At 67.5% G+C, this 25402-nt stretch carries 25 protein-coding genes; 8 read left to right on the top strand and 17 right to left on the bottom strand.

What is annotated here, in order from left to right; genetic code table 11:
• Window positions 1-70: 70 nt before the first annotated feature.
• Window positions 71-1519 carry an argininosuccinate synthase gene (gene argG, locus ACWF4Z_RS11180; protein WP_452242840.1) on the top strand — a complete coding sequence of 483 codons (1449 nt, stop codon included), beginning with the start codon at window positions 71-73 and terminating at the stop codon, window positions 1517-1519.
• Between the two features lie 112 nt (window positions 1520-1631).
• Window positions 1632-2528 carry a zinc-binding dehydrogenase gene (locus ACWF4Z_RS11175; protein ID WP_452242839.1) on the top strand — a complete coding sequence of 299 codons (897 nt, stop codon included), beginning with the start codon at window positions 1632-1634 and terminating at the stop codon, window positions 2526-2528.
• A gap of 91 nt (window positions 2529-2619) precedes the next feature.
• Here the strand turns inward: ACWF4Z_RS11175 and ACWF4Z_RS11170 are convergent, their stop codons facing one another.
• On the bottom strand, window positions 2620-2760 hold the full coding sequence (locus tag ACWF4Z_RS11170; RefSeq protein WP_452242838.1) for a PaaD-like zinc ribbon domain-containing protein: 141 nt from the start codon (window positions 2758-2760) through the stop codon (window positions 2620-2622).
• Here ACWF4Z_RS11170 and ACWF4Z_RS11165 point away from each other — a divergent pair.
• Window positions 2698-2976 carry a hypothetical protein gene (locus ACWF4Z_RS11165; RefSeq protein WP_452243010.1) on the top strand — a complete coding sequence of 93 codons (279 nt, stop codon included), beginning with the start codon at window positions 2698-2700 and terminating at the stop codon, window positions 2974-2976. The two genes, ACWF4Z_RS11170 and ACWF4Z_RS11165, sit on opposite strands and share 63 nt — an antisense overlap.
• A gap of 163 nt (window positions 2977-3139) precedes the next feature.
• Here ACWF4Z_RS11165 and ACWF4Z_RS11160 read toward each other — a convergent pair whose 3' ends face one another.
• Genes ACWF4Z_RS11160 through paaA form a run of 6 tightly spaced genes read right to left on the bottom strand, consistent with a single transcriptional unit; the run spans window position 3140 to window position 7351 of the window.
• Entirely contained in the window at window positions 3140-3817 is a 678-nt protein-coding gene (locus tag ACWF4Z_RS11160; protein ID WP_452242837.1) for an alpha/beta fold hydrolase, read from the bottom strand.
• Window positions 3818-3842: 25 nt separating this feature from the next.
• Entirely contained in the window at window positions 3843-4940 is a 1098-nt protein-coding gene (gene paaE / locus ACWF4Z_RS11155; RefSeq protein ID WP_452242836.1) for a 1,2-phenylacetyl-CoA epoxidase subunit PaaE, read from the bottom strand.
• Window positions 4940-5419 (bottom strand): 1,2-phenylacetyl-CoA epoxidase subunit PaaD, encoded by a 480-nt coding sequence (paaD, locus tag ACWF4Z_RS11150; RefSeq protein WP_452242835.1) that lies wholly within the window; start codon window positions 5417-5419, stop codon window positions 4940-4942. Before paaD ends, paaE begins: the two co-directional genes overlap by 1 nt.
• Window positions 5413-6153 (bottom strand): 1,2-phenylacetyl-CoA epoxidase subunit PaaC, encoded by a 741-nt coding sequence (gene paaC, locus ACWF4Z_RS11145; protein WP_452242834.1) that lies wholly within the window; start codon window positions 6151-6153, stop codon window positions 5413-5415. Before paaC ends, paaD begins: the two co-directional genes overlap by 7 nt.
• On the bottom strand, window positions 6150-6428 hold the full coding sequence (paaB, locus tag ACWF4Z_RS11140) for a 1,2-phenylacetyl-CoA epoxidase subunit PaaB (protein WP_452242833.1): 279 nt from the start codon (window positions 6426-6428) through the stop codon (window positions 6150-6152). The genes paaC and paaB overlap by 4 nt, the downstream gene beginning before the upstream one ends.
• Entirely contained in the window at window positions 6425-7351 is a 927-nt protein-coding gene (gene paaA / locus ACWF4Z_RS11135; RefSeq protein WP_452242832.1) for a 1,2-phenylacetyl-CoA epoxidase subunit PaaA, read from the bottom strand. The genes paaB and paaA overlap by 4 nt, the downstream gene beginning before the upstream one ends.
• Window positions 7352-7525: 174 nt before the next feature.
• Between paaA and ACWF4Z_RS11130 the strand changes: the two genes are divergently transcribed.
• The 4 genes from ACWF4Z_RS11130 to ACWF4Z_RS11115 all read left to right on the top strand — a co-directional run bounded on the left by ACWF4Z_RS11130 (window position 7526) and on the right by ACWF4Z_RS11115 (window position 11813).
• A complete protein-coding gene (locus ACWF4Z_RS11130; protein WP_452242831.1) occupies window positions 7526-8713 on the top strand; it encodes a DUF418 domain-containing protein in 1188 nt (395 codons plus the stop codon).
• A gap of 65 nt (window positions 8714-8778) precedes the next feature.
• The gene (locus tag ACWF4Z_RS11125; RefSeq protein ID WP_452242830.1) at window positions 8779-9387 is read left to right on the top strand and encodes a GNAT family N-acetyltransferase; all 609 of its coding nucleotides are present in this window, start codon (window positions 8779-8781) and stop codon (window positions 9385-9387) included.
• Window positions 9388-9400: 13 nt separating this feature from the next.
• Window positions 9401-9967, top strand: a complete 567-nt coding sequence (locus ACWF4Z_RS11120) for a winged helix-turn-helix domain-containing protein (RefSeq protein WP_452242829.1) — start codon at window positions 9401-9403, stop codon at window positions 9965-9967.
• A 145-nt stretch (window positions 9968-10112) separates the two neighbouring features.
• Complete coding sequence (locus tag ACWF4Z_RS11115) at window positions 10113-11813, top strand: alpha/beta hydrolase (RefSeq protein ID WP_452242828.1); 1701 nt, start codon at window positions 10113-10115, stop codon at window positions 11811-11813.
• Between the two features lie 547 nt (window positions 11814-12360).
• Here ACWF4Z_RS11115 and ACWF4Z_RS11110 read toward each other — a convergent pair.
• The 9 genes from ACWF4Z_RS11110 to pdxR all read right to left on the bottom strand — a co-directional run bounded on the left by ACWF4Z_RS11110 (window position 12361) and on the right by pdxR (window position 23272).
• Window positions 12361-14868 (bottom strand): ATP-binding protein, encoded by a 2508-nt coding sequence (locus ACWF4Z_RS11110; protein ID WP_452242827.1) that lies wholly within the window; start codon window positions 14866-14868, stop codon window positions 12361-12363.
• Window positions 14869-15014: 146 nt separating this feature from the next.
• Window positions 15015-15458: a hypothetical protein gene (locus ACWF4Z_RS11105; protein WP_452242826.1), complete on the bottom strand. Its 444-nt coding sequence runs from the start codon at window positions 15456-15458 to the stop codon at window positions 15015-15017.
• Between the two features lies 1 nt (window position 15459).
• Window positions 15460-16206: a 4-hydroxy-tetrahydrodipicolinate reductase gene (dapB, locus tag ACWF4Z_RS11100; RefSeq protein WP_452242825.1), complete on the bottom strand. Its 747-nt coding sequence runs from the start codon at window positions 16204-16206 to the stop codon at window positions 15460-15462.
• 60 nt (window positions 16207-16266) lie between these two features.
• Window positions 16267-17262 (bottom strand): ABC transporter ATP-binding protein, encoded by a 996-nt coding sequence (locus ACWF4Z_RS11095; RefSeq protein WP_452242824.1) that lies wholly within the window; start codon window positions 17260-17262, stop codon window positions 16267-16269.
• Window positions 17262-18260, bottom strand: a complete 999-nt coding sequence (locus ACWF4Z_RS11090) for an ABC transporter ATP-binding protein (protein ID WP_452242823.1) — start codon at window positions 18258-18260, stop codon at window positions 17262-17264. Before ACWF4Z_RS11090 ends, ACWF4Z_RS11095 begins: the two co-directional genes overlap by 1 nt.
• Window positions 18257-19150 carry an ABC transporter permease gene (locus tag ACWF4Z_RS11085; protein WP_452242822.1) on the bottom strand — a complete coding sequence of 298 codons (894 nt, stop codon included), beginning with the start codon at window positions 19148-19150 and terminating at the stop codon, window positions 18257-18259. The genes ACWF4Z_RS11090 and ACWF4Z_RS11085 overlap by 4 nt, the downstream gene beginning before the upstream one ends.
• Entirely contained in the window at window positions 19143-20069 is a 927-nt protein-coding gene (locus ACWF4Z_RS11080) for an ABC transporter permease (protein ID WP_452242821.1), read from the bottom strand. Before ACWF4Z_RS11080 ends, ACWF4Z_RS11085 begins: the two co-directional genes overlap by 8 nt.
• An 11-nt stretch (window positions 20070-20080) precedes the next feature.
• Window positions 20081-21664: a peptide ABC transporter substrate-binding protein gene (locus ACWF4Z_RS11075; RefSeq protein ID WP_452242820.1), complete on the bottom strand. Its 1584-nt coding sequence runs from the start codon at window positions 21662-21664 to the stop codon at window positions 20081-20083.
• A 267-nt stretch (window positions 21665-21931) separates the two neighbouring features.
• The gene (gene pdxR / locus ACWF4Z_RS11070; RefSeq protein ID WP_452242819.1) at window positions 21932-23272 is read right to left on the bottom strand and encodes a MocR-like pyridoxine biosynthesis transcription factor PdxR; all 1341 of its coding nucleotides are present in this window, start codon (window positions 23270-23272) and stop codon (window positions 21932-21934) included.
• A gap of 66 nt (window positions 23273-23338) precedes the next feature.
• Here pdxR and ACWF4Z_RS11065 point away from each other — a divergent pair, with 66 nt between their 5' ends.
• Window positions 23339-24526: an MFS transporter gene (locus tag ACWF4Z_RS11065; RefSeq protein ID WP_452242818.1), complete on the top strand. Its 1188-nt coding sequence runs from the start codon at window positions 23339-23341 to the stop codon at window positions 24524-24526.
• On the opposite strand, the gene ACWF4Z_RS11060 is transcribed toward ACWF4Z_RS11065, so the two are convergent.
• Window positions 24494-25324, bottom strand: a complete 831-nt coding sequence (locus ACWF4Z_RS11060) for a TIGR03619 family F420-dependent LLM class oxidoreductase (RefSeq protein WP_452242817.1) — start codon at window positions 25322-25324, stop codon at window positions 24494-24496. The two genes, ACWF4Z_RS11065 and ACWF4Z_RS11060, sit on opposite strands and share 33 nt — an antisense overlap.
• Window positions 25325-25402 lie beyond the last annotated feature (78 nt).

Below are 25402 nucleotides of genomic sequence, written 5' to 3'. Positions count from 1 at the left end.
TCTCAATCCAGCCCCACAAGTCACGGGAGACACACTGGTTACGAAGCGCTTTGCATAATCATGCAGAGTGATGCATACTTTTCCTGTGTCCAAGGTGCTTACGTCATTGCCGGTTGGTGAGCGGGTCGGGATCGCTTTCTCAGGAGGTCTCGACACGTCCGTCGCGGTCGCGTGGATGCGCGACAAGGGAGCGGTGCCCTGCACGTACACCGCCGACCTGGGTCAGGCCGACGAGCCCGACATCGCCTCGGTCCCCGGCCGGGCCACGGCGTACGGCGCCGAGCTGACCCGGCTCGTGGACTGCCGCGCGGCGCTGGTCGAGGAAGGACTGGCCGCGCTGGCGTGCGGCGCGTTCCACATCCGGTCGGGTGGGCGGACGTACTTCAACACCACGCCGATCGGGCGGGCCGTGACCGGCACGCTACTGGTCCGGGCGATGCTCGACGACGACGTGCAGATCTGGGGCGACGGGTCGACGTTCAAGGGCAACGACATCGAGCGGTTCTACCGGTACGGGCTGCTGGCGAATCCGCAGCTGCGGATCTACAAGCCGTGGCTGGACGCGCAGTTCGTGCACGAGCTCGGTGGGCGCAAGGAGATGTCCGAGTGGCTGGTCACGCACAAGCTGCCGTATCGGGACAGCACTGAGAAGGCCTACTCCACCGACGCGAACATCTGGGGCGCGACCCACGAGGCGAAGACGCTGGAGCACCTCGACACCGGGATCGAGACCGTCGATCCGATCATGGGCGTGAAGCACTGGGATCCGTCCGTGGACATCCAGCCCGAGGACGTCACGATCGGGTTCGAGCAGGGCCGGCCGGTGACGATCAACGGCAAGGAGTTCGGCTCCGCGGTCGACCTCGTCCTCGAGGCGAACGCGATCGGTGGGCGGCACGGTCTGGGGATGTCGGACCAGATCGAGAACCGGGTGATCGAGGCGAAGTCGCGGGGCATCTACGAGGCACCCGGGATGGCGCTGCTGCACGCGGCGTACGAGCGGCTGGTCAACGCGATCCACAACGAGGACACGGTGGCGGCGTACCACAACGACGGGCGGCGGCTCGGGCGGCTGATGTACGAAGGTCGTTGGCTCGACCCGCAGTCGTTGATGCTGCGGGAGTCTCTGCAGCGGTGGGTCGGTACGGCGGTGACCGGTGAAGTCACGCTGCGGCTGCGGCGGGGTGAGGACTACTCGGTCCTCGACACGACCGGGCCGGCGCTCAGCTACCACCCGGACAAGCTGTCGATGGAGCGGATCGAGGACTCGGCGTTCGGCCCGGTCGACCGGATCGGCCAGCTCACCATGCGGAACCTGGACATCGCCGACTCCCGCGCCAAGCTCGAGCAGTACGCCGGTCTCGGCATGTTCGGCAGCTCGAACCCGGCCCTCGCCTCCTCCACCGACCTCATCGGCCCCATGCCCACCGGCGGCGCCGACGCCATCGCCTCCCGAGGCGAAACCTCAGAATCCGACGAACTCCTGGACCGAGCCGCCATGGAATCCGGCACCGACTGACCCATCAAGTCAGACCGCGAACCGCTCACTGGCGGCAGCCAGGAATTGGGTGGGGCGGGTTTGGTGGCCGGCGCCTTGGATGGTTATGAGACCGTCGGCATATCGTCAGGGGGTGCTCGCTCTCACCAAGAACGACCGGTCCGTCAGCCTCACCACGGTCGCCGAACCCATACCTCTTCCAGACCAGGCCGTGGTCCGGGTCAGGGCGTTCTCGTTGAACCAGGGCGAGGTACTCGATCTCGCGAAGCTCCCCGACGGGACGCCGACAGGGTGGGACGTGGCGGGCGTCGTCGAGCAAGCTGCGGCCGACGGGAGCGGGCCGGCGGCCGGCACCCGGGTTGTGGGGCTGGTCCGGCGGCGGGGTGCCTGGGCGGAAGTGGCTGCGATCTCGACGCAATGGATGGCCGTCATACCGGAGGGCGTGTCCGACGCACAGGCCGCGGCGTTGCCCACGGCCGCGCTGACGGCGCTGCGGTCGCTCGAGCACGGCGGGCTCCTGCTGGCCAAGCGGGTGCTGGTGACGGGCGCAACTGGTGGGGTCGGGCGGTACGCAGTACAGCTTGCGCAGTTGGCCGGGGCTCATGTCACAGCTCTGGTACGCCGTACTCCGACGCCCGCGCTGCTTGGCGCCGATGTGGTCACCGAGCGGATCGAGGGCGACTTCGACCTGATCGTGGAAGCCGTCGGAGGCGAGGTCTTCGGCCAGGCCATCGAGCACCTGGCACCGCGCGGCGTGGTGGTCAGCCTCGCCACCCAGGACGAGGAGGGCCCGATCACCTTCCGGGCCGGCTGGTACTCCCGCTCGCAGGGAGCCACGATCTACACCCTCAACAACTTCGACGAACCATCAAGCGTCGCCACCGACCTCGCCCGCCTGTGCACGCTGGTGGCCACCCGCCGCCTTGACGGCCAGATCGAACTCGAGTCCTCCTGGCGAGAGACCCCGACCGCGATCGAGGCCTTACTGAACCGCCGAATCACCGGAAAGGCAGTCCTGCACGTCGACTGAACCGCTCAGCTCGAGAAGCCCAACGCGCGAAAGCCAACCAGGGGTCAACTCGCCCGCCGCCGGGGCACAACAGCAGCAACAGTCGCAGTCATCAGAGAGCCTTGAAGTGATCGAAGGGTTCGCGGCAACTGTTGCACCGCCAGAGCGACTTACAGGACGTGGAACCGAAGTGACTGAGCTCCGTAGTGTCCGGCGAACCACACAACGGACACCGGATCGTCAGCGACAGCATCACCGGTCCGCCGACGGCACGCCGCCCGGTCGGCGGTGCGATCCCGTACTCGGTCAGCTCGGCATGTTCGGCAGCTCGAACCCGGCCCTCGCCTCCTCCACCGACCTCATCGGCCCCATGCCCACCGGCGGCGCCGACGCCATCGCCTCCCGAGGCGAAACCTCAGAATCCGACGAACTCCTGGACCGAGCCGCCATGGAATCCGGCACCGACTAGCCCTCGTCCTCCTGCGGCCCGAAGAGCAGGAGGCGCTCCCCACCCCGCCGCTGGCCTGCGGCCGGGACGGCACACTGCTCTTCCCGCCGCTGCGGCCGGAAGAGCGGCAGGTGGGCACCAGCGGACCTTCTGGGCTTTGGGGTGAGGCCTGCGGGGTGTGGGTTCAGAGTGGGAAATGCTCGGTTAGGGCGGTTAGGAACTGGGTGGGTTGGGTTTGGTGCAGATTGTGGCCGGCGCCTTCGAGGGTTTGGTGGGTGGCGTGCGGGATCTGGGTGGCGGCTTTGGCCAGGAGGTGTTGGGGGGCTGGGCTGGTGGAGCCGCCGCCTAGGACGAGGGTCCGGGTGGTGATCTTCGGGAGGTCGGTCCACCAGGCTGGGTCTGGGTGGGACAGCTGATGGAAGATCGCTTGTAGGCAGGACCAGTCGAAGGGCGGCTCGGTGCCTGGGTACGGCGGTTCCGTCCAGTCACCGGAGCCGTCCGGTGGGGGTGAGTCGACCAGGACCAGGCCGGTGAGGCGGTCGCTGTGGTGTTCGGCGAAGAGCGTGGCTACGGTGCCGCCCATCGAGTGACCTACCAGCAGGAACTCGTTGAGACCCAGTGCATTCGTGAACTCGAGTACGTCGTCGCGCATCGCCTCGAAGGAGTAATGCGAGGGGCGCACGCTGGCGCCGTGGCCGCGTTGGTCCAGGGCGAGTACGCGACGGCTCTTGGCTAGCTCCGGAGCCACCAGATCCCAACTGGACGCGTTGGAACGCAGGCCGTGGAGCAGGACGACCGGCGGGGCTTGAGGGTCACCGGTCTCGGCGTACTCGAACTCCCCGGCGGACAGGTCAATGCGCATGCATGCATTGAAGACCGGCCGAGGGTCAGGCGTCGTAGTCCAGGGTGACCTTGGGGGTGGTCGGGTGGGATTGGCAGGTGAGGACGTAGCCGGCTTTCAGTTCCTCGGGTTCCAGGGCCCAGTTGGTGTCCATCCGGACGGACCCTTCGAGGACCTTGGCTCGGCACGTGCCGCACACACCGCCCTTACAGGCAAAGGGAGCGTCGCTGCGGACGGCCAGGGTCGCGTCCAGGACAGCCTTGGAGTGCTCACCCAGGGGGAACGTCGACCGGCGGCCGTCAAGGATCACGGTCACCTCGGCCGCGTCCTCATCGGCGGTCTTCTGCTCGACCGGAGCGGCCGGAGCCTCATCACCGACATGGAACAGCTCGGCGTGCACATGCGCACGCTCGACGCCCTCGGTCAGCAACAGCTCCTGCGCGCCGACGACCATCGCGTACGGCCCGCACAGGAACCACTCGTCCACGCTGTCCAGCGGCAGGATCGTCGCGAACATCCGCTGCAACCGCTCGGCATCGATGCGTCCACTGAACAGCTCGACCTCGGTCGACTCCCGCGACAACACGTGCACGAGGTGGAAGCGCTCGGCGTACACATCCTTGAGGTCGGCCAGATCATCGGCGAACATCACCGATCCCGCAGTGCGGTTCCCGTACAGCAACGTGACCCGGCTGGACGGCTCGACGGACAGGATCGTCGCGACCAGCGAGAGCACCGGCGTGATCCCACTCCCCGCGGCGACGAACGCGTAGTGCTTCGCGTTGTCCGCCGAGAGCGTCGTACCGAACCGCCCCAGCGGCGTCATCACCTCGAGCGAGTCACCGACCTTGAGCTCGTCCGCCGCGTACGCCGAGAACTCGCCGCCGGGAAGCCGCTTCACCCCGATCCGCAACACTCCGGACCCAGCGGGCGAGCAGATCGAGTAACTCCGCCGTACGTCGTCACCGGTACGACGGACCGTCAGGTGCTGGCCCGCGGTGAACTCATACTCCCCCGCGAGCTCCTCCGGCACTGCGAACGTGATCGCCACCGAGTCATCGGTGACCGCATCGATCGCAGCAACCTTCAGCGCATGAAAACTCGCCCGCCGCCGGGGGGCTACAGCAGCAACAGTCGCAGTCATCAGAGAGCCTTGAAGTGATCGAAGGGTTCGCGGCAGCTGTTGCACCGCCAGAGCGACTTACAGGACGTGGAACCGAAGCGACTGAGCTCCGTAGTGTCCGGCGAACCACACAACGGACACCGGATCGTCAACGACAGCATCACCGGTCCGCCGACAGCACGCCGCCCGGTCGGCGGTGCGATCCCGTACTCGGTCAGCTTCGCCTTACCCGCGTCACTCATCCAGTCCGTCGTCCAGGCAGGCGATAACACCGTCTCGACCCGACCGTCCACGTGCAGGGCCTGGAGCGTCAGCTCAACCTCCTCCCGGATCACGTCCATCGCAGGACAACCGGAGTACGTCGGTGTGATCGTCACGACGACCTCATCACCCTCATGCCGAACTCCACGCAGCACACCGAGGTCAGCGATCGTCAGCACCGGCACCTCTGGGTCAGCGACCTCACCAACGGCTTCGAGGATCGCAGTGTCCGTCACCATGTCGCCCCCGGGTGCGAACGGGCCACATGCTGCAGCTCAGCGAGCAGATACCCCATGTGCTCGGTGTGCCGGCCAGAACGACCACCAACGTGCTGGTACGACGACTCCGGCCGGCTGCACGTGGATTCGTCGATCACCGCGTCCACCCGGGTCAGCCACTCCTCCTCGAGCGTCGACGGGTCCACTGCGACGTCGAGACGTCGTACAAGCTCGTCCGACTCGAAAATCTCTGCTGTATAAGGCCACAGCGCGTCCAGACCGGCCTGCATCCGGCGGTGGCTCTCCTCCGTGCCATCACCGAGGCGCAGCACCCACTGGGTCGCGTGGTCGACGTGGTACGCAACCTCTTTGACCGCCTTACCCGCAACACCGGCCAGCGTCTCGTCGCCACACGACAACAGCTTGGAGTACAAGAGCTCCTGGTACGTCGCGAAGTACAGCAACCGAGCCATAGCGTGTCCGAAGTCGCCGTTCGGCAACTCACACAGCTGCAGATTCACAAACTCGCGCTCGTCGCGGAAGTACGCAAGGTCGTCCTCCGACCGGCCCGCGCCTTCCACGGAACCGGCGTACTGCAGCAGCGACCGCGCCTGCCCCAACTGGTCCAGCCCGATGTTGCCAAGGGCAACGTCTTCCTCGAGCTGCGGGGCGGCCGCGATCCACTCGGCGGTGCGCTGCGCGGAGATCAGCGCATCGTCGCCGAGACGGAGTGCGTAGACGAACAGGTCGTTCACAGGTGATCGACGCCTTCCGGGACCTCGTAGAAGGTCGGATGCCGGTACACCTTGTCGCCGGCCGGGTCGAAGAACTCGTCCTTCTCGTCCGGGCTCGACGCGGTGATGTCCGCGGCCCGCACCACCCAGATCGAGACACCCTCCTGCCGACGGGTGTAGACGTCGCGCGCGTTCCGCAACGCCATGGTGGCGTCGGGGGCGTGCAGACTCCCGACGTGCGTGTGCGACAGCCCACGACGGGACCGGACGAAGACCTCCCACAGCGGCTCGATCATGCGGCACTCTCCTGCCGGCGAGCCTGCTTCTCGGCGTACGCCGAAGCCGCCTCGCGCACCCAGGCGCCGTCCTCGTGCGCCTTCACGCGGTGCGCGAGCCGCTCCTCGTTGCACGGGCCGTTGCCCTTCACCACCTCGTACAGCTCGGTGTAGTCCGGCTCGGTGAAGGTGTAGTGGCCGGTCTCCTCGTCGTACGAAAGACCGTCGTCGGGCACGCGGATCCCCAGCACGTCGGCCTGCGGGACGGTCATGTCGACGAACCGCTGGCGCAGCTCGTCGTTGCTGTGCCGCTTGATCCCCCACGCCATCGACTGCTCGGAGTGCGTCGACGCGGAGTCGGGCGGGCCGAACATCATCAGCGACGGCCACCACCAGCGGTCGAGCGCGTCCTGGGCCATCGCCTTCTGCGCGGGCGTGCCGTTGCACAGCGTGTAGAGGATCTCGAACCCTTGCCGCTGGTGGAACGACTCCTCCTTGCAGACCCGGACCATCGCGCGCGCATACGGCCCGTAGGAGCAGCGGCAGAGCGGGACCTGGTTGACGATCGCGGCGCCGTCGACCAGCCAGCCGATCGCGCCGATGTCGGCCCAGGTCAGGGTCGGGTAGTTGAAGATGCTGGAGTACTTCTGCTTGCCGCTGTGCAGCAGGTCGAGCATGTCGGCCCGATCCACGCCGAGCGTCTCGGTGGCGGCGTACAGATAAAGACCGTGGCCGGCCTCGTCCTGCACCTTGGCCATCAGGATCGCCTTGCGGCGCAGCGACGGAGCGCGACTGATCCAGTTGCCCTCGGGCTGCATGCCGATGATCTCGGAGTGCGCGTGCTGCGCGATCTGCCGGATCAGGGTCTTGCGATACCCCTCCGGCATCGCGTCCCGCGGCTCGATCCGGCCGTCTGCGTCGATGGTCGCCTGGAAGCTGTCCATAGCTGCAGCATAGCCGAGATGTGACACTTTTTCTCCAGATCAACAAGAAGTGTCACAAAGTGGTGCTAGGTCCACCCGCAGGAGTGGTGGCAACGCGCTGGGAGCGACCGCGGTGGGCCGGGAGTATTTCGAGTAACAGTTCATAGATTGAACAGATTCTCGAGAGGGTGTCCCGTGACCACGCAGACTCTTCCGGCCGCCGCCGACCATCGCGGACCGGTCACCGGCAACGAACGAGCGCTCGCCCCGGACCTGATCCGTGGCGCGATGCTGCTCCTGATCGGCCTGGCCAACAGCGCCAACTTCGCCTTCGCCGGCCAGCCCGGCGTGGAGAGCGCGCCGCACGGCTTCGAGCGGATCCTCAACTTCCTCAAGCTCACGTTCGTGGACGCCCGGGCCTACCCGGTCTTCGCGATCATGTTCGGCTACGGCCTGGTGCAGCTGGCCCGGCGGCAGCGCAGCTCCGGCGCGACCCCGGGCGCGGCCCGGCGGATCCTGCTCAAGCGCAACGCCTGGCTGATCGCGTTCGGCCTGGCGCACGCGACCTTGCTGTACTTCGGTGACTTCCTCGGCGCCTACGGCATCGTCGGAATCATCTGCACGCTGTTCTTGCTCAACCGCGGGGACAAGTTCCACCGGATCGTCCTCGGCCTCTGGGCGTTCATGACGGTGGAGGTCCTGGTCGTCGCCGTCCGGGCCGCGCTCGCCGTCGTCAACAGCTCCGGTCCCGCGCATCCGCTGACCAACAAGCCGAACCCGTCGCTGGGGGCGTCGTCGTACTTCGCGAGCATGGTCGACCGGCTGCACGAGTACCCGCTGCACGCCGCCAGCGTGCTGGGCTTCATCGTCATCGTGTGGCTCGGTATCTGGGCCGCCCGCAAGCAGATCCTGGAAAACCCGAGCGCGCACACCAAGCTGCTGTCCTGGGTCGCCGGAGTCGGACTCGGCATCACGGTCCTCACCGGCCTGCCGCTCGCGCTGATCGGAGCCGGCTGGCTGCACGTCGACGAGTCGGCCGTCGGCGCGATCAGCTACCTCGCCCAGGCCGGCGGGATGTTCGGCGGACCCGGGTACGTCGCTCTGTTCGGTCTGCTCGTCACCCGGATCAACAAGCTGTCGTTCCCGGTTCGCGCGATCTCCGCACTCGGTCAGCGGTCCCTGTCGGGCTACCTGTTCCAGTCGGTGTCGTGGATGATCCTGCTCGCACCCTTCACCCTCGACCTGCGCTTCGGCAGTACGGCGTACACCGCAGCCCTGGTCGCAATCGGCGTCTGGATCGTCTCGGTCCTCGGCACCTACGCAATGAGCAAGCGCTCCTACCGAGGCCCAGCCGAAACCGTCCTCCGCCGTCTCGTGTACTGAACTTCCCCCGTTGCCGGCCGGACCTGGTGTCCGGCCGGCAACACTGCTTTTGGGAGGATGGCGGTATGAGTGACTTCGGGGTGCCGGAACCCGCGAACCTGTCGGACCTGTCTGGCGAGGATGCGATCGCCGAGACGAGTGTGCGGCTCGCACTTCCGGCGGAGGCCAATGCGATCGGCGAGATCCAGGTGGCGGCGTGGCGTTCGTCGTACGCCGGTTTGCTGCCGGCCGATGTGCTCCTCGACCTGAACCCGGCGCAGTTCTCGGCACAGTGGCGCGCGGCCCTCCTGGCGCCGGGCGAGGCGCGGAACCGGGTGATGGTCGCGTTGGCCGGCCGGACTCCGGTCGGCTTCGCGGCCATCACGGCATCGGACGACCCGGATGCGGATCCGCAGCGCGACGCGATGATCGCCGAGCTCGCAGTGCAGCCGGAGGCGACCCGGGCCGGCCACGGCTCCCGGCTGTTGAACGCCGTCGTCGACACCATCCGCGCCGACGGCTTCAGCCGCGTGACGGTCTGGGTGAACTCCACCGACGACGTCCTGCGCGCCTTCTACACCGAAGCCGGCTGGGCCCCCGACGGCGCCCACCGCGAGCTCGACCTGTACGGCGACGAATCCGTCCGCATCAAGCAGATCCGCCTCCACACCGACCCAGGACCCGCCGACGCGTGACAGTCTTGCCCGCATGAGTCAGGTAGAGGTCAACGACGTCGGAGACATGGTGCTCACCGAGGCCGCCGCGATGCGCACGCTGGCCGATCCGGTCCGGCTGGCGTTGGTCGATCGACTGACCAGACACGGTACGGCGACCATCGCCGAACTCGCGGAGCACGTCCACCTCGATGCCGAGACCGTTCACGGCCATGTCGACCAGCTCACCGAGGCCGGTCTCGTCGTACCGGATGGTGACGGCTGGCGGGCGGTCGGACGCGGCCTCTACTTCGAGGTCCCGGAGTCCGGGCCCGAGGAGGTCCAGGTCGCCGCCCGGCAGTTGGCCGGTGCGATGCTGCTCAGCTACGAGCACACCCCGCGCGACTGGGTCGAGAACACCGAGTCGCAGTTGGACATCAACTGGGCCCGCGCCGCCGGCCTTTTCAACGCCGGCATGACGATCACCGCGGACGAGCTCAACACCATCCAGGCGGACCTCGAGATCCTGCTGAAGCCCTACCTCAACCGCACCGAGCCCCCGGCCGACGCCCGGCGGGTTCGCATGCTCGCCTACTTCCTCCCCTCGAACGGCCAGGCCTGATCTCTGGGGCTGATCCCTGGGCCTGATCCCTGGGCCTGATCTGGGTCTGATCCGCAACAGGCCGGGGCCGGTGCTCGAACGTTCCGGGCAGACATGACAGATTGCAACGGTCCGATCACGCAAGGCCATCCGCTGGAGTTCTGTCATGAAGTACCTCACCCTGGCCGTCGGCCTGGGCCTGTCCGCTGCCGCCGTCGTCGTCGTCCCGGGGTCCGGTGCGACCGCGTCGATGCAGTCGCCCACCGTCGTCGACAAGGCGCATCCGGTGGCCACCAAGTACCTGAAGCAGAAACCGGCATGGACGCGATGCGGCGAGGAGGAGATGCGCACGTACTGCGCGAAGATCACCGTCCCCCGCGACTGGGCCAACCCTTACGCCGGCAACGACATCCAGATCGCGGTCAGCAAGGTGGCGCCGGCCAAGGGCAAGCCGAGCCGGGTCGTGTTCGGCAATCCGGGCGGGCCGGGTGGTGCCGGTCTCGGGATGGCGCCGTACCTCGCGAGCCAGGCGCCACTGGCGAAAGACCACCTCGCGGTCGGATTCGACCCACGCGGCACTGGTGACAGCACCAACGTCAGCTGCCAGGGCTCGCCCGGTTACACGATGGACGCACGCGATCGCCAACCCTCGAACCTCACTCTGATCGCCGAGGCGTCCGCGCTCACCTACCAGTACTGCGACCGGATGTCGCTCGGCCTGCTGCCGTACGTGAACACCGCGCAGACCGTGCAGGACATGGATCTGATCCGGCAACTGCTCGGCTTCGCCACGATCGACTACGTCGGGTACTCCGGTGGCACCTGGCTCGGCGCGTACTACCAGACCTACTTCCCCGACCACGTCGGCCGGTTCGTGCTCGACTCCAACACCGATTTCACGCAGCCCTGGCTGAACACGTTCGTCTCCCAGCCGCAGTCCTTCGAACGCCGGTTCCGCGAGGACTTCGCCACCTGGGCCGCCAAGAACGACGACGAGCTGCATCTGGGCACCTCACCCCGACTGGTGATCCGGACCTACGAACGCCTGCGCGCGGCGCTCAAAAAGCAGCCGGCGGTCGAGGAGTTCATGGACAGCACGGTCAAGGTCACCTACGACCAGAACACCCTGGACAACATCGTCGCCGGGGATATGTATACAAAATTGGCGTTCTATTCGCTGGCGCTCGACCTGGAATTCCTCCGGGACCTTTCCGCGACCCAGACAAAGGACGGACCGCAAGCCGCCCAGCGCCGCGTGGATGCATTGTCGCCGGCCCGGCAGCGCGAACTCGTCCAGCGCGCGACCGGCCGTACGCCCGGTCTCGGGCCGATCGGGCAACCATCGGGCGACGACGCCGAGGACGCGACCTTCACCGCGGTGACCTGCAACGACACCCCGTGGCCACAAGGGCGCGAGTACGGCGAGATGATGGCCGGCCGGCTCGGCCCGAAGTACCCGCTGCTCGGTTGGGGCATGACCGAAAACCCCTGCTACGCCTGGAGCCGCCCGAACCTCACGATGCCCACGCCGACCGGCAAGGGCTTACCCACAACGCTGATGGTGCAGTCGGTGCACGACCCCGCGACCAACTACGCGCTCGCCGTGTCCGCGCACAGCCGGTACGCCGGATCCCGCCTCCTCACCATCACCCGCGAAGGCGACCACGGGGTGTACGGCGGCGTGAACAAGTGCGCGGACAAGATCATCAACACCTTCCTCACCACCGGAGTAGCGCCCGCGCAGGACATCAGTTGCGTCGGCGAGGGGATCCCCGCCCCGACCGCGTCGGCGCCCGCGCTCGAGGACGCCGCACCGCTGCACCGGATTGCGGGATTCACCAAAGCCGTCTCCGGTTATCTGCACTGAGCTACGCACAAACGTTTGAATCGCGGTGCCCGGACCGGGTTTTCTGGGTGAATTACAGCGGTTTTCCCTTACCGACGGGAAGATTCCGGTCACCGACGGCGAATTTCTGCCGAGGCTTTCGTTGTCAGGACAAATTTGTCAGGGCGATGTCAGGGTAGCGTCCCTGTGCGACAGAGCGTGATTTCGACAACCTTGAGTCAGCGCGGAGGAACCGGGCGTCGACTGGGAGGGCTCGACGACGGTGGCCATCGCCGAGTGGCTTCGGCCGGCTGTGGGGTGGGGGGACTGCCTGGGGGGTCAGACAGAGACACAGCCGGCCGGGTCCACAATCCGGCGCACGCGCCCTCAGATCCCTCGCGGGGTACCGTCGATCCCCCAGGTCGTGGTGCTCCGCGAGGCACCAATCCCTGTCGGCATTTGCCTGGTCCACCCATCAATTTGCCTGGTCCACCCGGCAAGTCAGGGGTTTGTGACCCGGGACCTGGGTCCGGAACCCCCGATTTGATGGGTCAACCAGGGAAATTGGTGGGTCAGCCAGGCAAATGGGTCAGAGGCGGTCGGGGGTGTGGTTGGAGTTGTTGCGGGCCGGGGGTGGGTAGCCGTCGGCGACTGCGGCGAGTGGTGCGGCCCGTCCGGCCGACCACGCCGTCCGGAAGGCGCGCCGCTCGAGCGAGGCCTCGACCGCGGTCCGCGTGGCTTGATAGTCCGGCTGCTCGATCACCGGCACCGGCGCGCCGATGACCTCCCGGACACCGTCCGCGGCACCGAGCAGGAACGCGGCGTACTCGCTCCGCTCGCGTTGCTGGGCAACCGCTGCCAACTCCTCGAGCACACTGGCAGACCGCCACCGGTCGCCCAGATCGCGATGCTCGGCCAGGCTCTCGTCCAGCAGGTGTACGGCGCGTTCCGTCAGCCCGCGACGTCGTTCGACGATGCCCAACTGGTTCAGCGACCAGGCGACACCTTCGCGGTATCCGAGCCGCTGAGACAACGCGAGACTCTCCTGCAGAAGGTCCTCGGCTTCGACCAGCTCACCGTCGTACTGCGCGATCGCGCCCAGGCTGATCAGCGACCAGGCCAGCCCTTCGCCGTCGCCGACGATCCGGAAGCTGTCCCGGGCACGCCGGCACCGCCGCGCACCCACCTCCAGATCACCGCGCAGCCAGGCCACGAACCCGAGGTGGTTGTGCGCCCACGCCATCCCCCCGCGGTCGCCCAGGCTCTCGTACAGGTCGTAGCTCTCGCAGTGCAGGTCTTCCGCGGCCTCGTAATCTCCGCGCTCCCGTGCGACTCCCCCGAGTCGCTGCAGGACCATCGCCGTACCGGCGGTGTCGCCAAGGTCCTTGTACTGCGTCAGTGCGAGCTCGAGCCGGATAGTCGCGGCGTCGTACTCGCATTGCAGGAAGGCCAGCATCCCGGCGCCCAGATTCGCCTTTGCGCAGTAGGGCTCGAGGTCCGAAAGCTCCGGTCCGGTGTCTGCCAGAGCCAATGAGCGCTCCAGCCACTTGCTGCCCTCGGCGTAGTGCCCGCGCAGATAGCAGAACAGCCACAGCCCGCCGGACAACCGCAGTGCATCCGTGACCGATCCGGTCTGCAGCGCCCACGCCATCGCGGCCCGCAGGTTGTCCAGCTCGCCGTCCAGCCGCTCGAGCCACTCGGCCTGATTCGGCCCGCGTAGCTCGCGTTCGGCCTCCTCCACCAGGCTGGTGTAGTACTGCGCGTGCCGGTTGGCCGCCTCTTCGGTCTTGCCCGCAGCCAACAGACGGTCCGCCGCAAACTCACCGATCACCGCGAGCATGTAGTACCGAGCCACTCCGCGCCGCCGGATCACCCGGATCAGCGACTTGTCCACCAGTCGCCCAGTGAGGTCGAGTGCCTCGGCCCGATCCATCGGTCCGGGTGAAGCGTGGCCCGACATGACCGTCGCGGCCGCATTCAGCGTCCAGCCACCCACGAACACCGACAACCGCGCGAACACATCCCGCTCGGCGGGTGTGAGCAGGTCATGGCTCCACTCGATAGCGCCGTACATGGATTGCTGTCGTGGCGACACTGTCCGCGAGCCACCGGTCAGAATGCCGAACGACGTCTCCAGCTCGGACGCCAACTCCTCGATGGTCATCACGTTCGTCCGGGCCGCCGCCAGCTCGATCGCCAGCGGCATGCCCTCCAGCCGCCGGACCACTCGGGCCACCTGGTCGATCTGCCCGGTCGGGTCGTAGCCGCGCGCGGTCGCCCGTTCGACGAACAACCGGACCGCCGCCGAGGACTCCAGCTGGTCCTCGTCATGCGGCAGCGCCAACGCGGGTACGACGTACACGCTCTCCCCCGGCACTCGCAGCAACTCGCGGCTGGACGCCAGGATCGAAAGGTTCGGGCAATACTCCAGCAGGGCAGTGCAGATCTGCCCGACGGTCGTGACCAGATGCGAGCAGTTGTCGACGACGAGCAGCATGTGGCTGCGGCCGATCTGTTCGGCGATCTCCTCGACCAGCCTGGTGCTTTCGAGCAAATGCAGGCCGGTAGAGGCCGCCACGGCCGGAAGCACAGCCGCGGAATCGTTCAACGACGCCAGTGGCACCCAGCAAACGCCGTCCTGGAAGCTCTCCGCGAGTTCACTGGCCGCAGCCATGGTCAGGCGGGTCTTACCGACACCACCCGGTCCGGTCAGCGTCAACAGCCGGGTAATGCGTTGCCCAAGCAGGCGTTTCGCGGCGGTGAGCTCGGTCGTTCGGCCGATGAGCTGGTTCGGCGGGGCGGGTGGCTGCCGCATCGGCGGGCGGCTGCTCTCGGACTCGCGGCGCGCGGCCACGGTGAGCTGCGATCGGTCCGGATCGGTCAGCCGGAGGGCGTCCGCCAGCAAGCGCACGGTGTGTGCGCGAGGCGCACGCCGACGTCCCCGCTCCAACGCCGCGATCGCGTCGACACTCAAGCCGGCCAGTTCCGCGAGCCCCTCTTGCGACAACCCGGCTTCTCGCCGGTGCTGACGCAACAAGCCGCCGAACCCAACCCCCTGCACGTCGTCCGAGCCGCGGCGAGACCCGTCTGATGGCACAGGACGGCTCCACCCAGTCTCCGACCTCTATGTGGCGGCTGCCACATAGCCTTGCTGAGAAACTATCCCCTTCCGCACCAGGTTGTCAGTTACCGCGGTGTGGTTCCCCCACACTCACAGGCAACTGCCAGGAAACTCACAGCGAATCAGCTCACCCTCTGGTGGTGTGCGATCGCGGTCCGCATCGACGCACGCGCGCGCTTGCGGTCGCCCGCCGCGTCGTACGCCGTGGACAGCCGGAACCACACCCGCCAATCATCCGGAGCAGCTTCGGCCTCCTCCTGATACTTAACAAAGGCAGCATCTGCCGCGGCCCGATCGATCCGGCCGGACGGGCGGCGCGGCAGATCATCGACCGGCAGGCCGCCCGCAGCCTCCAGTTCGCGGGCCAGGACCTCCGTCTGCCGGCCGAACTGCAGCTCGCGCCAGACCAGGTACGCGCCGAGGAAGGGGATCACCAGCACCGCGATCCCGAGCCCGATCGCGACCGGATCGCCGGTGCCGATCAGCAGGACCCCGCGCCAGCCGAGGAGTACGGCGTACGCGACGAAGACCACCGCGATCAGGATCGCCGCACTCTTGGCCCTCATGTCAGTCGAGGTCCAGGAAGTGCTCTAGGCCGACGGTCAGTCCGGGCGTGTCGACGATGCGCCGGACGCCGAGCAGGACGCCTGCCATGAACGACGTCCGCGCCATCGAGTCATGCCGGATCGTGAGCGTCTCGCCCTCGTCACCGAGCAGGACCTCCTGGTGCGCGACCAGTCCGCGCAACCGGACCCCGTGCACCCGGATCCCGTCCACATCCGCTCCCCGCGCGCCGTCGAGCGCCGTGGTGGTCGCGTCCGGGATCGGCCCGGCGTTGGCCTCACGGCGAGCGGCCGCGATCAGTTCCGCCGTACGACGTGCTGTCCCGGACGGAGCGTCGACCTTGTCCGGGTGATGCAGCTCGACGATCTCGACGGACTCGTAGTACGGCGCTGCCTTGGCCGCGAACTGCATCATCAGGACGGCGCCGATCGAGAAGTTCGGCGCGATCAGTACCCCTGTCCCCGGGCTGGCATCCAGCTGTGAACGCAGCGTGGCGAGGCGCGACTCGTCGAAGCCCGTGGTGCCGACCACCGCGTGGATGCCGTGCCCGATGCACCAGGCCAGGTTGTCCATCACGACCTCTGGGCGGGTGAAGTCCACGACCACCTGGGCACCGGCATCGGTCAGCTGGTCCAGCTCGTCGCCCTGGTCGAGGCGCGCGACCAGCTCGAGGTCGTCAGCCTCCTCGACTGCGAGGCACGTCTGAGCGCCCATCTTGCCTTTGGCCCCCAGCACACCGACCTTGATCATGCGCACCCTCTCCGGTTCGGACTTCGAGGGTCCAGGATCTCATCCGGTCGAGGAGCTACCTCAGGCCGGTGTGTACGCCGTCTGCGCGTCCTCGGCGAAGTGGCAGGAGACCGTCTGCCCGGACGGGATCTCCCGCAGTTGCGGTTCCTCTTTGCTGCACCGGGATTCCGCCCGGAGGCACCGGGTGTGGAATCGGCAGCCGGAGGGCGGCATCACCGGTGATGGCGGGTCGCCGGCCAGTACGATCCGCTTCCGGCCCTGCCGGGACAGACCGGGCTCGGCGGACAGGAGAGCCTGTGTGTACGGGTGCGCGGGGACGTCGTACACATGCTGGTGCTCGCCCAGCTCGGCGACTCGACCGAGGTACATCACCGCCACCCGGTCGGAGACGTGCCGGACCACGGACAGGTCGTGGGCGACGAAGATGATGCTCAGGCCGAGCTCGCGCTGCAGCCGCATCAGCAGGTTCACGACCTGCGCCTGGACCGAGAGGTCGAGCGCGGAGACCGGCTCGTCGCAGAGCAGGACGTCGGGGTTCAGCGCGATCGCCCGCGCGATCCCGATCCGCTGCCGCTGCCCGCCGGAAAACTGGTGCGGGAACTTCGTCTCGTCCTCGGCGCGCAACCCGACCAGCTCGAGCAGCTCGCGGACTCTCGCCCGGATGTCCATCCCCTTCGAGACATCCGGGTGGACCTCGAGTGGTTCGGCGACAATCTCGCCGACGCGCATCCGCGGATTCAGGCTGGAGTACGGGTCCTGGAACACGACCTGCACATTCCGCCGCCATTGCCGGAGCGCACGTCCCTTGAGCTTGGCGACGTCCACACCGTCGTACCGGACCTCTCCCGACGTCGGCTTCTCCAGGGCGGCGAGCAGCCGGACCAGTGTGGACTTCCCGCAGCCGGACTCGCCGACGATGCCGAGCGATTCGCCCTTGCGCAGCGTCAGATCGACGCCGTCGACCGCGCGGACGAGTGTCTTCGAGCCGAAGTTCAGCGCCGGACTGATGTCGTAGTGCTTCACCAGATTCGTTGCCACCAGCAACTCGTCGGCCATCACACCGCCTCTCTTGTCGCCAGTGTCGTACGCCGGATGCACGCGGCATCCCGCCCTGGCGCGACGGTCAGCAACGGCGGCACCTCGCTCGCACAGTCGTCGATCGCGATCGGGCACCGGGTCCGGAACGCGCACCCCGACGGGATCGCTCGCAAGGACGGCGGTGTACCGGGGATCGTCGGGAGCTCCTGACCCTTGAGGTCCGCCGACGGCATCGAGCCCAGCAGCCCTTCGGTATAAGGGTGAACGGGGTGCTCCAGGGCTTCCGCGGTGGACGCGCGCTCGACCACGTGGCCGGCGTACATCACGACGACGTTGTCCGCGACGTCCGAGACCACGCCGAGGTCGTGGGTGATCAGGACGACGCCCATGTCCCGCTCGGCCTGCAGGTCCGCGATCAGCTCGAGGATCTGCGCCTGCACAGTGACGTCCAGGGCGGTGGTCGGCTCGTCGGCGATCAGTACGTCGGGATCGAGCGCGAGCGCCATCGCCAGCATCACGCGCTGCCGCATGCCGCCGGAGAACTCGTGCGGATAGTCGCCGACCCGCTTCGCCGCAGCCGGAATCCGGACCTGGTCCAGCATCTCGGCGGCTCGCTTGAGCGCGTCCTTCTTGGACAGACCGCGATGCACGCGATAGCACTCGGCGATCTGCGTACCGACCGACTGGACCGGGTTGAGCGCGGACAACGAGTCCTGGAAGACCATCGTGATCCGGTCGCCGACGATCTTGCGGCGTTCGTTCACGGTCATCCCGATCAGGTCCGCGCCGCGGTACTCCGCCGTACCCGAGACGATCCGGCCCGGCGGCATCTCGAGGATCCCGGTCAGCGCCTGCGTCGACACGCTCTTCCCGGAGCCGGACTCCCCCAGGATCGCGAGCGTCTCGCCCGCATGCACCTGCCAGGACACGCTGTCGACCGCCCGCACCGACCCCCGCGGCGTGTCGAACTCGACCGTCAGGTCGTTTACCTTCAGCAGTACTTCGCCACTACTCATCGGAGCAACTTTGGGTCGAGGGCGTCGCGGATCGAGTCGCCGATGATCATGAACGAGATCGTCATCGTCGAGATGAACAGCGCCGGCCAGACGAACAGGTGAGGGGTGTCCCGCAACGACGCGGCCACGCCGAACTGCGAACCCCAGGAGATCGACGGCGGTTGCAGACCGACCCCGAGGAACGTCAGCGCGGCCTCCAGACCGATCAGGCCACCGATGCCCAGCGTCGTCATCGCGAGCAGCGGCGCCATCGCGTTCGGGAAGACGTGTTTGCGCAGGATCCGCAGCGGCGGTACGCCGATCGACCGTGCGGCCAGCACGTACTCGCGGTTGCGGACCGAGAAGACCGTGGACCGCATGATCCGCATCCCCTGCGGCCATCCGGTGACCAGGATGATCGCGACGATGATCCAGATGCTCCGGTTCGGCACCGAGTTCAGGATCACGATCAGCGCGATCAGGCCGGGCAAAGCGAACAGGACGTCGGCGACGCGCGAGATCACGGTGTCGACCATGCCGGGGAAGTACCCGGCCAGCAGGCCGAGGAGACCGGCGACGAGGAAGCCGCCGAAGCCCGCGACCAGGCTGACCAGCACCGACGGGCGGGCGCCGTAGATGACGTTCGCAAGGTAGTCGCAGCCCTGGATGTCGAAGCCGAACGGATGCCCGGGTGCACTCCCCTGCTGGCTCTTGGCCAGCTCGCAGAACCGTGGATCGGTCGACGTGAACAGTCGCGGCACCGCGGCCATCAAAAAGAAGACCAGGACCAGCAGCAGGCAGATGTCGAACTGCGGCTTGCGCAGCAACGCCCGCAACAGTTCGCGATTGGAGAGCGTCCCGCCTTCGAGGTCCTGTGCCTCGACCCCGAAGACCTGCTGGGTATCAGACATTGCGCACCCTCGGATCGATCGCGCCGTACACGACGTCGACGATCAGGTTGATCAGGATGAACATCAGGAACGCCAGCGTGGACAGCAGCACCACGACGCCACCCTCCTTCAGCTTGATCGCCTGGAACATGAACTGGCCGAGCCCCGGCAGGTTGAAGATGCTCTCCGCCAGCACCGCACCGGCGAAGATGCCGGCGAAGTCGATCCCCATCAACGTCACCACCGGCAGCAATGCGTTCGGCAGGATGTGCCGCCAGAGGATGCGCTGCTCCCCCAGCCCTTTGGCCCGGGCCGTCTTGACGAAGTCCGCGCCGGCGGTGTCGACGATCGACGTCCGCGTCAACCGGGCCAGGCCGGCGAACCCGGTGATGCCGATGCAGAGCGCAGGCAGCAGATACGCCAGCGGCCAGCCGTCGCGGACTCCGGAGACCGGCAGCCACTTCAGCTCGACACCGAAGAGGTACTGACCGGTGAAGTACAGCACCAGGCCGGGAACCGCGAGGACGACCAACGTTGCCAGCAGCAACATCCTGTCCACGACCCCGTTGCGGCGGAACCCGGCGTACAGCCCGAACAGGAGGCCGGCGATCCACTGGAAGACCAGGCTCATCGTCGCCAGCTTCAGGGTGACCGGGATCCGCAGGCGGAGCTGGTCGGCGATGTCGGCACCGGCGAACGTTGTACCGAAGTTGCCCGTGATGATGTCCTTCATACTCAGCAGGTACTGGACGATGAAGGGATCGTCGAGGTGGAACTGGGCGCGCTTGGCCGCCAGCACCGCCGCCGAGATCGGCTTGTCACCGGCCAGCTCACGGATGGGGTCTCCGGGCATCGCGAAGACGAGCGCGAAGACCCCCAGCGTGACGATCAGGCCGATCGGGACGGCCGCCAGGATGCGGCGCAGGACGAACCGAATCACTTGCCGGTGCCTTACTTGAAGGTGGCCCAGAGCGCCGAGACGCCGACGTACTTGGACACCCTCGGCTCGATCTTGGCCGAGTGCAGGTAGGCGGTCGACTTGGTGTACAGCGGGATCAGCGGCATGTCCTCGAGCGCGATGTCCTCGGCCTGCTGGTAGAGCGCGATCGCCTTCTCCGGGTCCGGCTCGGCGTCACCCTTGGCCAGGATGGCGTCCAGCGTGGGGTTGGCGTAGCCGGAGAAGTTCGCGTCACCGTTGGACTTGAACATCGGCGTCAGGTAGTCCTCGATCGAGGGGTAGTCGTGGCCCCAGCCGCTGAACCGCAGGCCGTCGAGCTTGTGGCTGTCGGCCAGGTCGGTGATCTCCGAGCCCTGCTTACCGGTGTACTTGACGGTCAGGCCCAGGTTCTGCCGGAGCATGTTGCCGATCGCCTCGGCGAAGATCTGCCCGGTCGCCGAGGTGGTGTTGTAGTTGATGTTTAGCGTGCCGGGGAAGCCGCCTGCCTCCTGCAGCAACTGCTTGGCCTTGTCCGCGTCGAACGTGCAGTACTTGCAGGCGTCCGCGCGGTAGCCGTCCATGTCCGGCGAGACGAGCGCCGTCTCCGGCTCGGACAGGCCGACCAGGGCGGAGAAGGCCTTCCGGTCGATCGCCATCGAGAACGCGTGCCGCAGCTTCGGGTTCTTGAAGCGCGGGTCCCAGTCCGGGATGGTCAGGTAGTTGGCGCCGGACGGGACGCTGGTCACCCAGCCGTCCGGGGCGTCGGTCTTGAAGTTCTTCACCTTGGTCGCCGGGACCTCGGTGAAGTCGACGTTGCCGGCCAGGAACTCGTTGTACGCGGTGTCCGCGTTCGGAATGAACCGGTAGGTGATCGAGTCGGCCTCCGGCGCCGGGCCCGCCTTGTAGCCGTCCCACTTGGCCAGCTTGAGGTCGTCACCGGCGTTCCAGTCGGCGGCCAGCTTGTAGGGGCCGTTGCCGATCGGCTTGCGCTTGTAGGCGTCCGGGTTCTTCCGGACCTCCTCCGGCAGCGGGGCCAGACCGAGGTACTGCAGGGTCAGACCGAACTGCGAGAACGGGACCTTCAAGGTGACCGAGAAGGTCAGGTTGTCGATCAGCTTCAGGCCGCTCAGGGTCTTCACCGCGGTCGGCTTCGGGGTGGCGCCCTCCGCGGTCGGCGGGTTGAGTTCGTCGTATCCCTTGACCTTGGAGAAGAAGCCGTTGTTCTTCCAGGCGTTCGAGCCCTCGGCGGTCATGTTCCAGCTGTCCACGTAGTCCTTCGCGGTCAGCGGCTGGCCGTTCTGGAACGTGTTGCCGGGCTTGAGCTTGATCGTCCAGGTCTGGCTGGTCTTGTCCGGGGTGACCGAGTCGGCCAGCACGTTCTGCAGCTTGCCGGTGTTCGGGTCGGTGGTGACGAGTGGGGCGAAGACCGCCATCGCGATCCCGATCCCGACGGTCCCGTTGTCGTTCAGCGGGTTGATGTACTCCAGCGGGTCCGCGGCGATCGCGATGACCTCGCTCTTCGCACCACCACCTCCGGAGCCACCACTGGACTTCCCGTCGCCACACGAGGCGAGCACCAGCGCAAGACCGAGTGCCACCCCCACTACCCCAGACAGACGTCGCACGGTCGAACCAACTTCCTCGGCGGGAGGGCCGCTAGGCGGGCGGATCTGGGTGCCATGTTGGCTGGTCGAAACTGCGCATGTCAACGTTGTCAGCCACAAAGCAGCGGCGTGTAACGTGAGCGTTACTTTGCCAAGACCTCAGATGACCGACGCGTTGACTCGCGGTACTCGGTGGCTGTAAAGGGTCCAGGTGGCAGAGTCATCAGATGTCATGGCAATTTGGCCTGTGCGCACAAGTGCTCAATAGGTTGCCGACTGCAACGCTTCAATGAATGCGCTGAGTGTTCGGGCCCATGCGTGCTGTGGCGGCGCGCCGTAGCCGATGACCAGCGCCGGTGGCAGCCCGGCGCCGAAATGGGACAGGCCGAACGTCGTCACGCCCTGCGCGGCAAGGCGGTCGAGTACGACGTTCTCGTCCTGGCCGGGCAGGTCGACCACCAACTGCAGCCCGGCTGCGGTGCCCTGGACCCGATAGTTGCCGAGGGCATGAATCAGCTCGTCCCGTCGGCGCCGGTACCGCAACCGCGACGCCCGCACATACCGGTCATACGCACCGGACTCGATCAGCGCCGCCAGCGTCATCTGGCTGAGTGAGTCGCTGTGCCGGTCGCTCCAGGTCTTCTCGTCGATCACGGCGTCAACCAGGTGCGGCGGGAGCACCAACCACCCGAGACGCAGACCCGGCGCGAGCGTCTTGCTCGCTGACCCGGCGTAGGCGACCACGTCCGGCGCGAGACCCTGCAGCGCGCCGATCGGCTGCCCGTCGTACCGGAACTCGCCGTCGTAGTCGTCGTCGAGAACGACCGCACCCCGCGCTCGCGCCCAGGCGAGCACCTCGGTACGGCGCTTCGGCGCCAGCGGAACGCCCATCGGGAACTGACTGGCCGGGTAGAGCAGCACTCCACCGGCGTCCCCGAGCTCGCTGACCACGGCGCCGTACGCGTCCACCGGGATCGGGCGCAGCTCGAGACCGGCGCGCGCCACCTGCTCGGGGATCGCCGGTTGACCGGGACGCTCGTACGCGAAGGACTTCATCCCGAGGCGGGCGATCGTCTGGGTGAACAATCCGATGGCCTGCCGGACGCCGGTGCACAGAATGATTTGATCCGGCTCCGCCTGTACACCGCGAACGCGTTGGAGGTAGCCGGCCAGCACTTCTCGTGCGTACGCCGGGCCGCGGGCGTCGTCGTACTGAAGCGCCTCGTGCGGACGGGTGTTCAGGACCTGCCGCGCGGCGGCGCTCAAGGCGGCGACCGGGAAGGTGGAGACATCGGGGCGACCGGGCCGCAGGTCGTGCCGGATCGGCGCCACTGGCGTCGCGTGCGCGCGCCCGACGGCCAGTTGGGTGGTCTCGGCCGTCCGGGTGCCCGCGCCGCGGTCACCGGTCAGGTAGCCCTCCTGGACCAGCTGGCTGTAGGCCTCGGCAACGGTGTTGCGAGCGACGCCGAGGTCGGTCGCGAGGGCGCGCGAGGAGGGCAGCCGCGTGCCCGGCGGCAGCTCGCGGATCGCGTCCCGCAGCGCGCGCTCCAGCCCGGCCCGGACGCCGCGAGACCGGTCGACGATCAGGTGCAGGTCCGTCATGGACCAGGATTCTAGCTGCGGTTTGGACCATGATCGTGGGACAAGATCGCCGTAGCGTCGGAGCACGTGAGACATCTGACCTTGCTGCTGATCGCCGTCGTGAGCCGGATCGGGTCCGGACTGGCCACCACCGTTTCCGCCCTGTTCGTCACCCAGGTCGTCGGGTTGAACCTGCGGTCCGTCGGCCTGGCGTTGACTGCGACGACGGCGGTCGCCGTGGCCGGCAGCATCTGGCTCGGTCACCTCGCCGACCGGCTCGGGGCGCGCGAGATGTTCGCCGCGATGTTCCTGCTGGAGACGCTGTCGGTCGTGGGGTTGGTGTTCGTCTCCGGCATTCCGACGTACGTCGTCGCCGTGCTCGGACTGGCGATCGCGGATCTCGGCGGGCGAAGCTCACAAGGTGCGCTGATTCACGCCGTTGTCCCACCGGAGGAGCGGCTGGAGTTGCGAGCGAAGGTCCGGGTGGCAGCCAACATCGGCGTCGCAGCCGGCGCAGGTCTGGGCGGGATCGCGCTGGCCATCGGCTCGCCGACCGCCTACCGGGTCGCGTTGCTGACGACCGCGGCCATGCTGCTGATCACCGGCACCCTGGTCTTCCGGCTGCCCCGGGTCCCAGCGGTAAAAGCCGGCGAGACCGTGTCGTGGGCAGTCCTGCGGGATCGGCCATTTGTGCTGTTCATGGGCCTGAACGGCGTCCTGAACATCCACAACATGATGCTGAACCTCGCCGTGCCGGTGTGGATCGCGACTCGTACCAACGTACCGCACTGGATGGTCTCCGTGCTGATCATCGTGAACACGTCGGCCGTCATCCTCTTCCAGCTCCGGCTCACCCGCGGCACCGACTCCCTCGGCGGCGCTGCGAGAGCCGGTCGACGCGCCGGGCTCCTGCTCTGTCTGTCCTGCGCCGTCCTGTCCATTACGTCGCTGACCTCAACCGCCGTCACCATCACCCTGCTGGTCCTTGCTGCCCTGGCCCACGTCGGCGGCGAGATCCTGGAGTCCGCCAGCGGCTGGGGCGCCAGCTACGCCCTCGCCCCACCAGGCCTGGTCGGCCAATACCAAGGCGCGCACGCCATGGGCCGAGGCATCGGCGACCTGATCGGCCCCGTCCTCCTGACCACGGTCGCCATCCCCCTGGGTCCGGCGGGTTGGTTGCTAGTAGCAATCATCTTCGCTGCGGCCGGCATGCTCATTCCCGCCGTGCTGGGCCAGGCAGGGTCAGACCTTGCCGATCAGCTCGCGCGCCGCTGACCGGACGACCTCCTCGAGGTCGGAGCCGTCCGAGGTTGTTGGCTGAAGCACCAGCCGGTCGACGCCGAGAGCGACGTACTCCTTGGCGGTCTGAGCGTCGACCGCGCCCGGCGGGGTGATGGTGATCTCCAGCGGGCCGAGGCCGTCCGGCCGGCCGGCTTCGAGCGTGCGGAGTCGGGCCAGGAGCTTGGCGGTCCCGGGGACGTCGAGGTAGACGCCGTACCAGCCCTGTGCGGTCGCGACGGTACGACGAAGGGCAGCATCGGAGTGCCCGCCGATGACGATCGGCGGGTGTGGGCGCTGGACCGGCAGCGGCAGTTGGGAGACGCGGTCGAACGAGACTTGGCGTCCGCTGAAGGAGGCGACGGGTTCGGTCCAGAGGGTCCGCAGGGCGGCCAGGTACTCATCGGTGCGGGCGCCGCGATCGGCCAACGTCGCACCCAGGGCGCGCAGCTCGCCCTCGACGTACCCGACCCCGAGGCCGACGGTGAGACGGCCCTTGGACAGGACATCGAGCGTGGTCAGTTGCTTGGCGAGCAGGACGGGTTGACGTTGCGGCAGGACGATCACGCCGAGGCCGAGCCGGATGCGTCGCGTCACCGCGGCCAGGTGGCTGAGGGCAACGATGACCTCGAGGCGCGGCTGATCGCCGCCCTCGTCGGCAGGCAGGGCGAGATGGTCGCCGACCCAGAGCGATTCGAACCCGGCCGCCTCGGCCAGGAGAGCTCGCCGGACCAGGGTTTCCGGCTCGACGCCGCGGCCGCGGAACAGACCGTACAGACCAAAGGTGAGAGGCACGGGATCAACCGTAGGAGTGGCCACGCCATACGACCAATGAAAAGATCGGTGCTCTGACATACGGTATCTGCATAGGAG

It is taken from the genome of Kribbella sp. NPDC055071, from assembly GCF_053608045.1.
The sequence above is the reverse complement of the archived record's forward strand: the minus strand, read 5'-3'. Positions and strand labels throughout refer to the sequence as shown.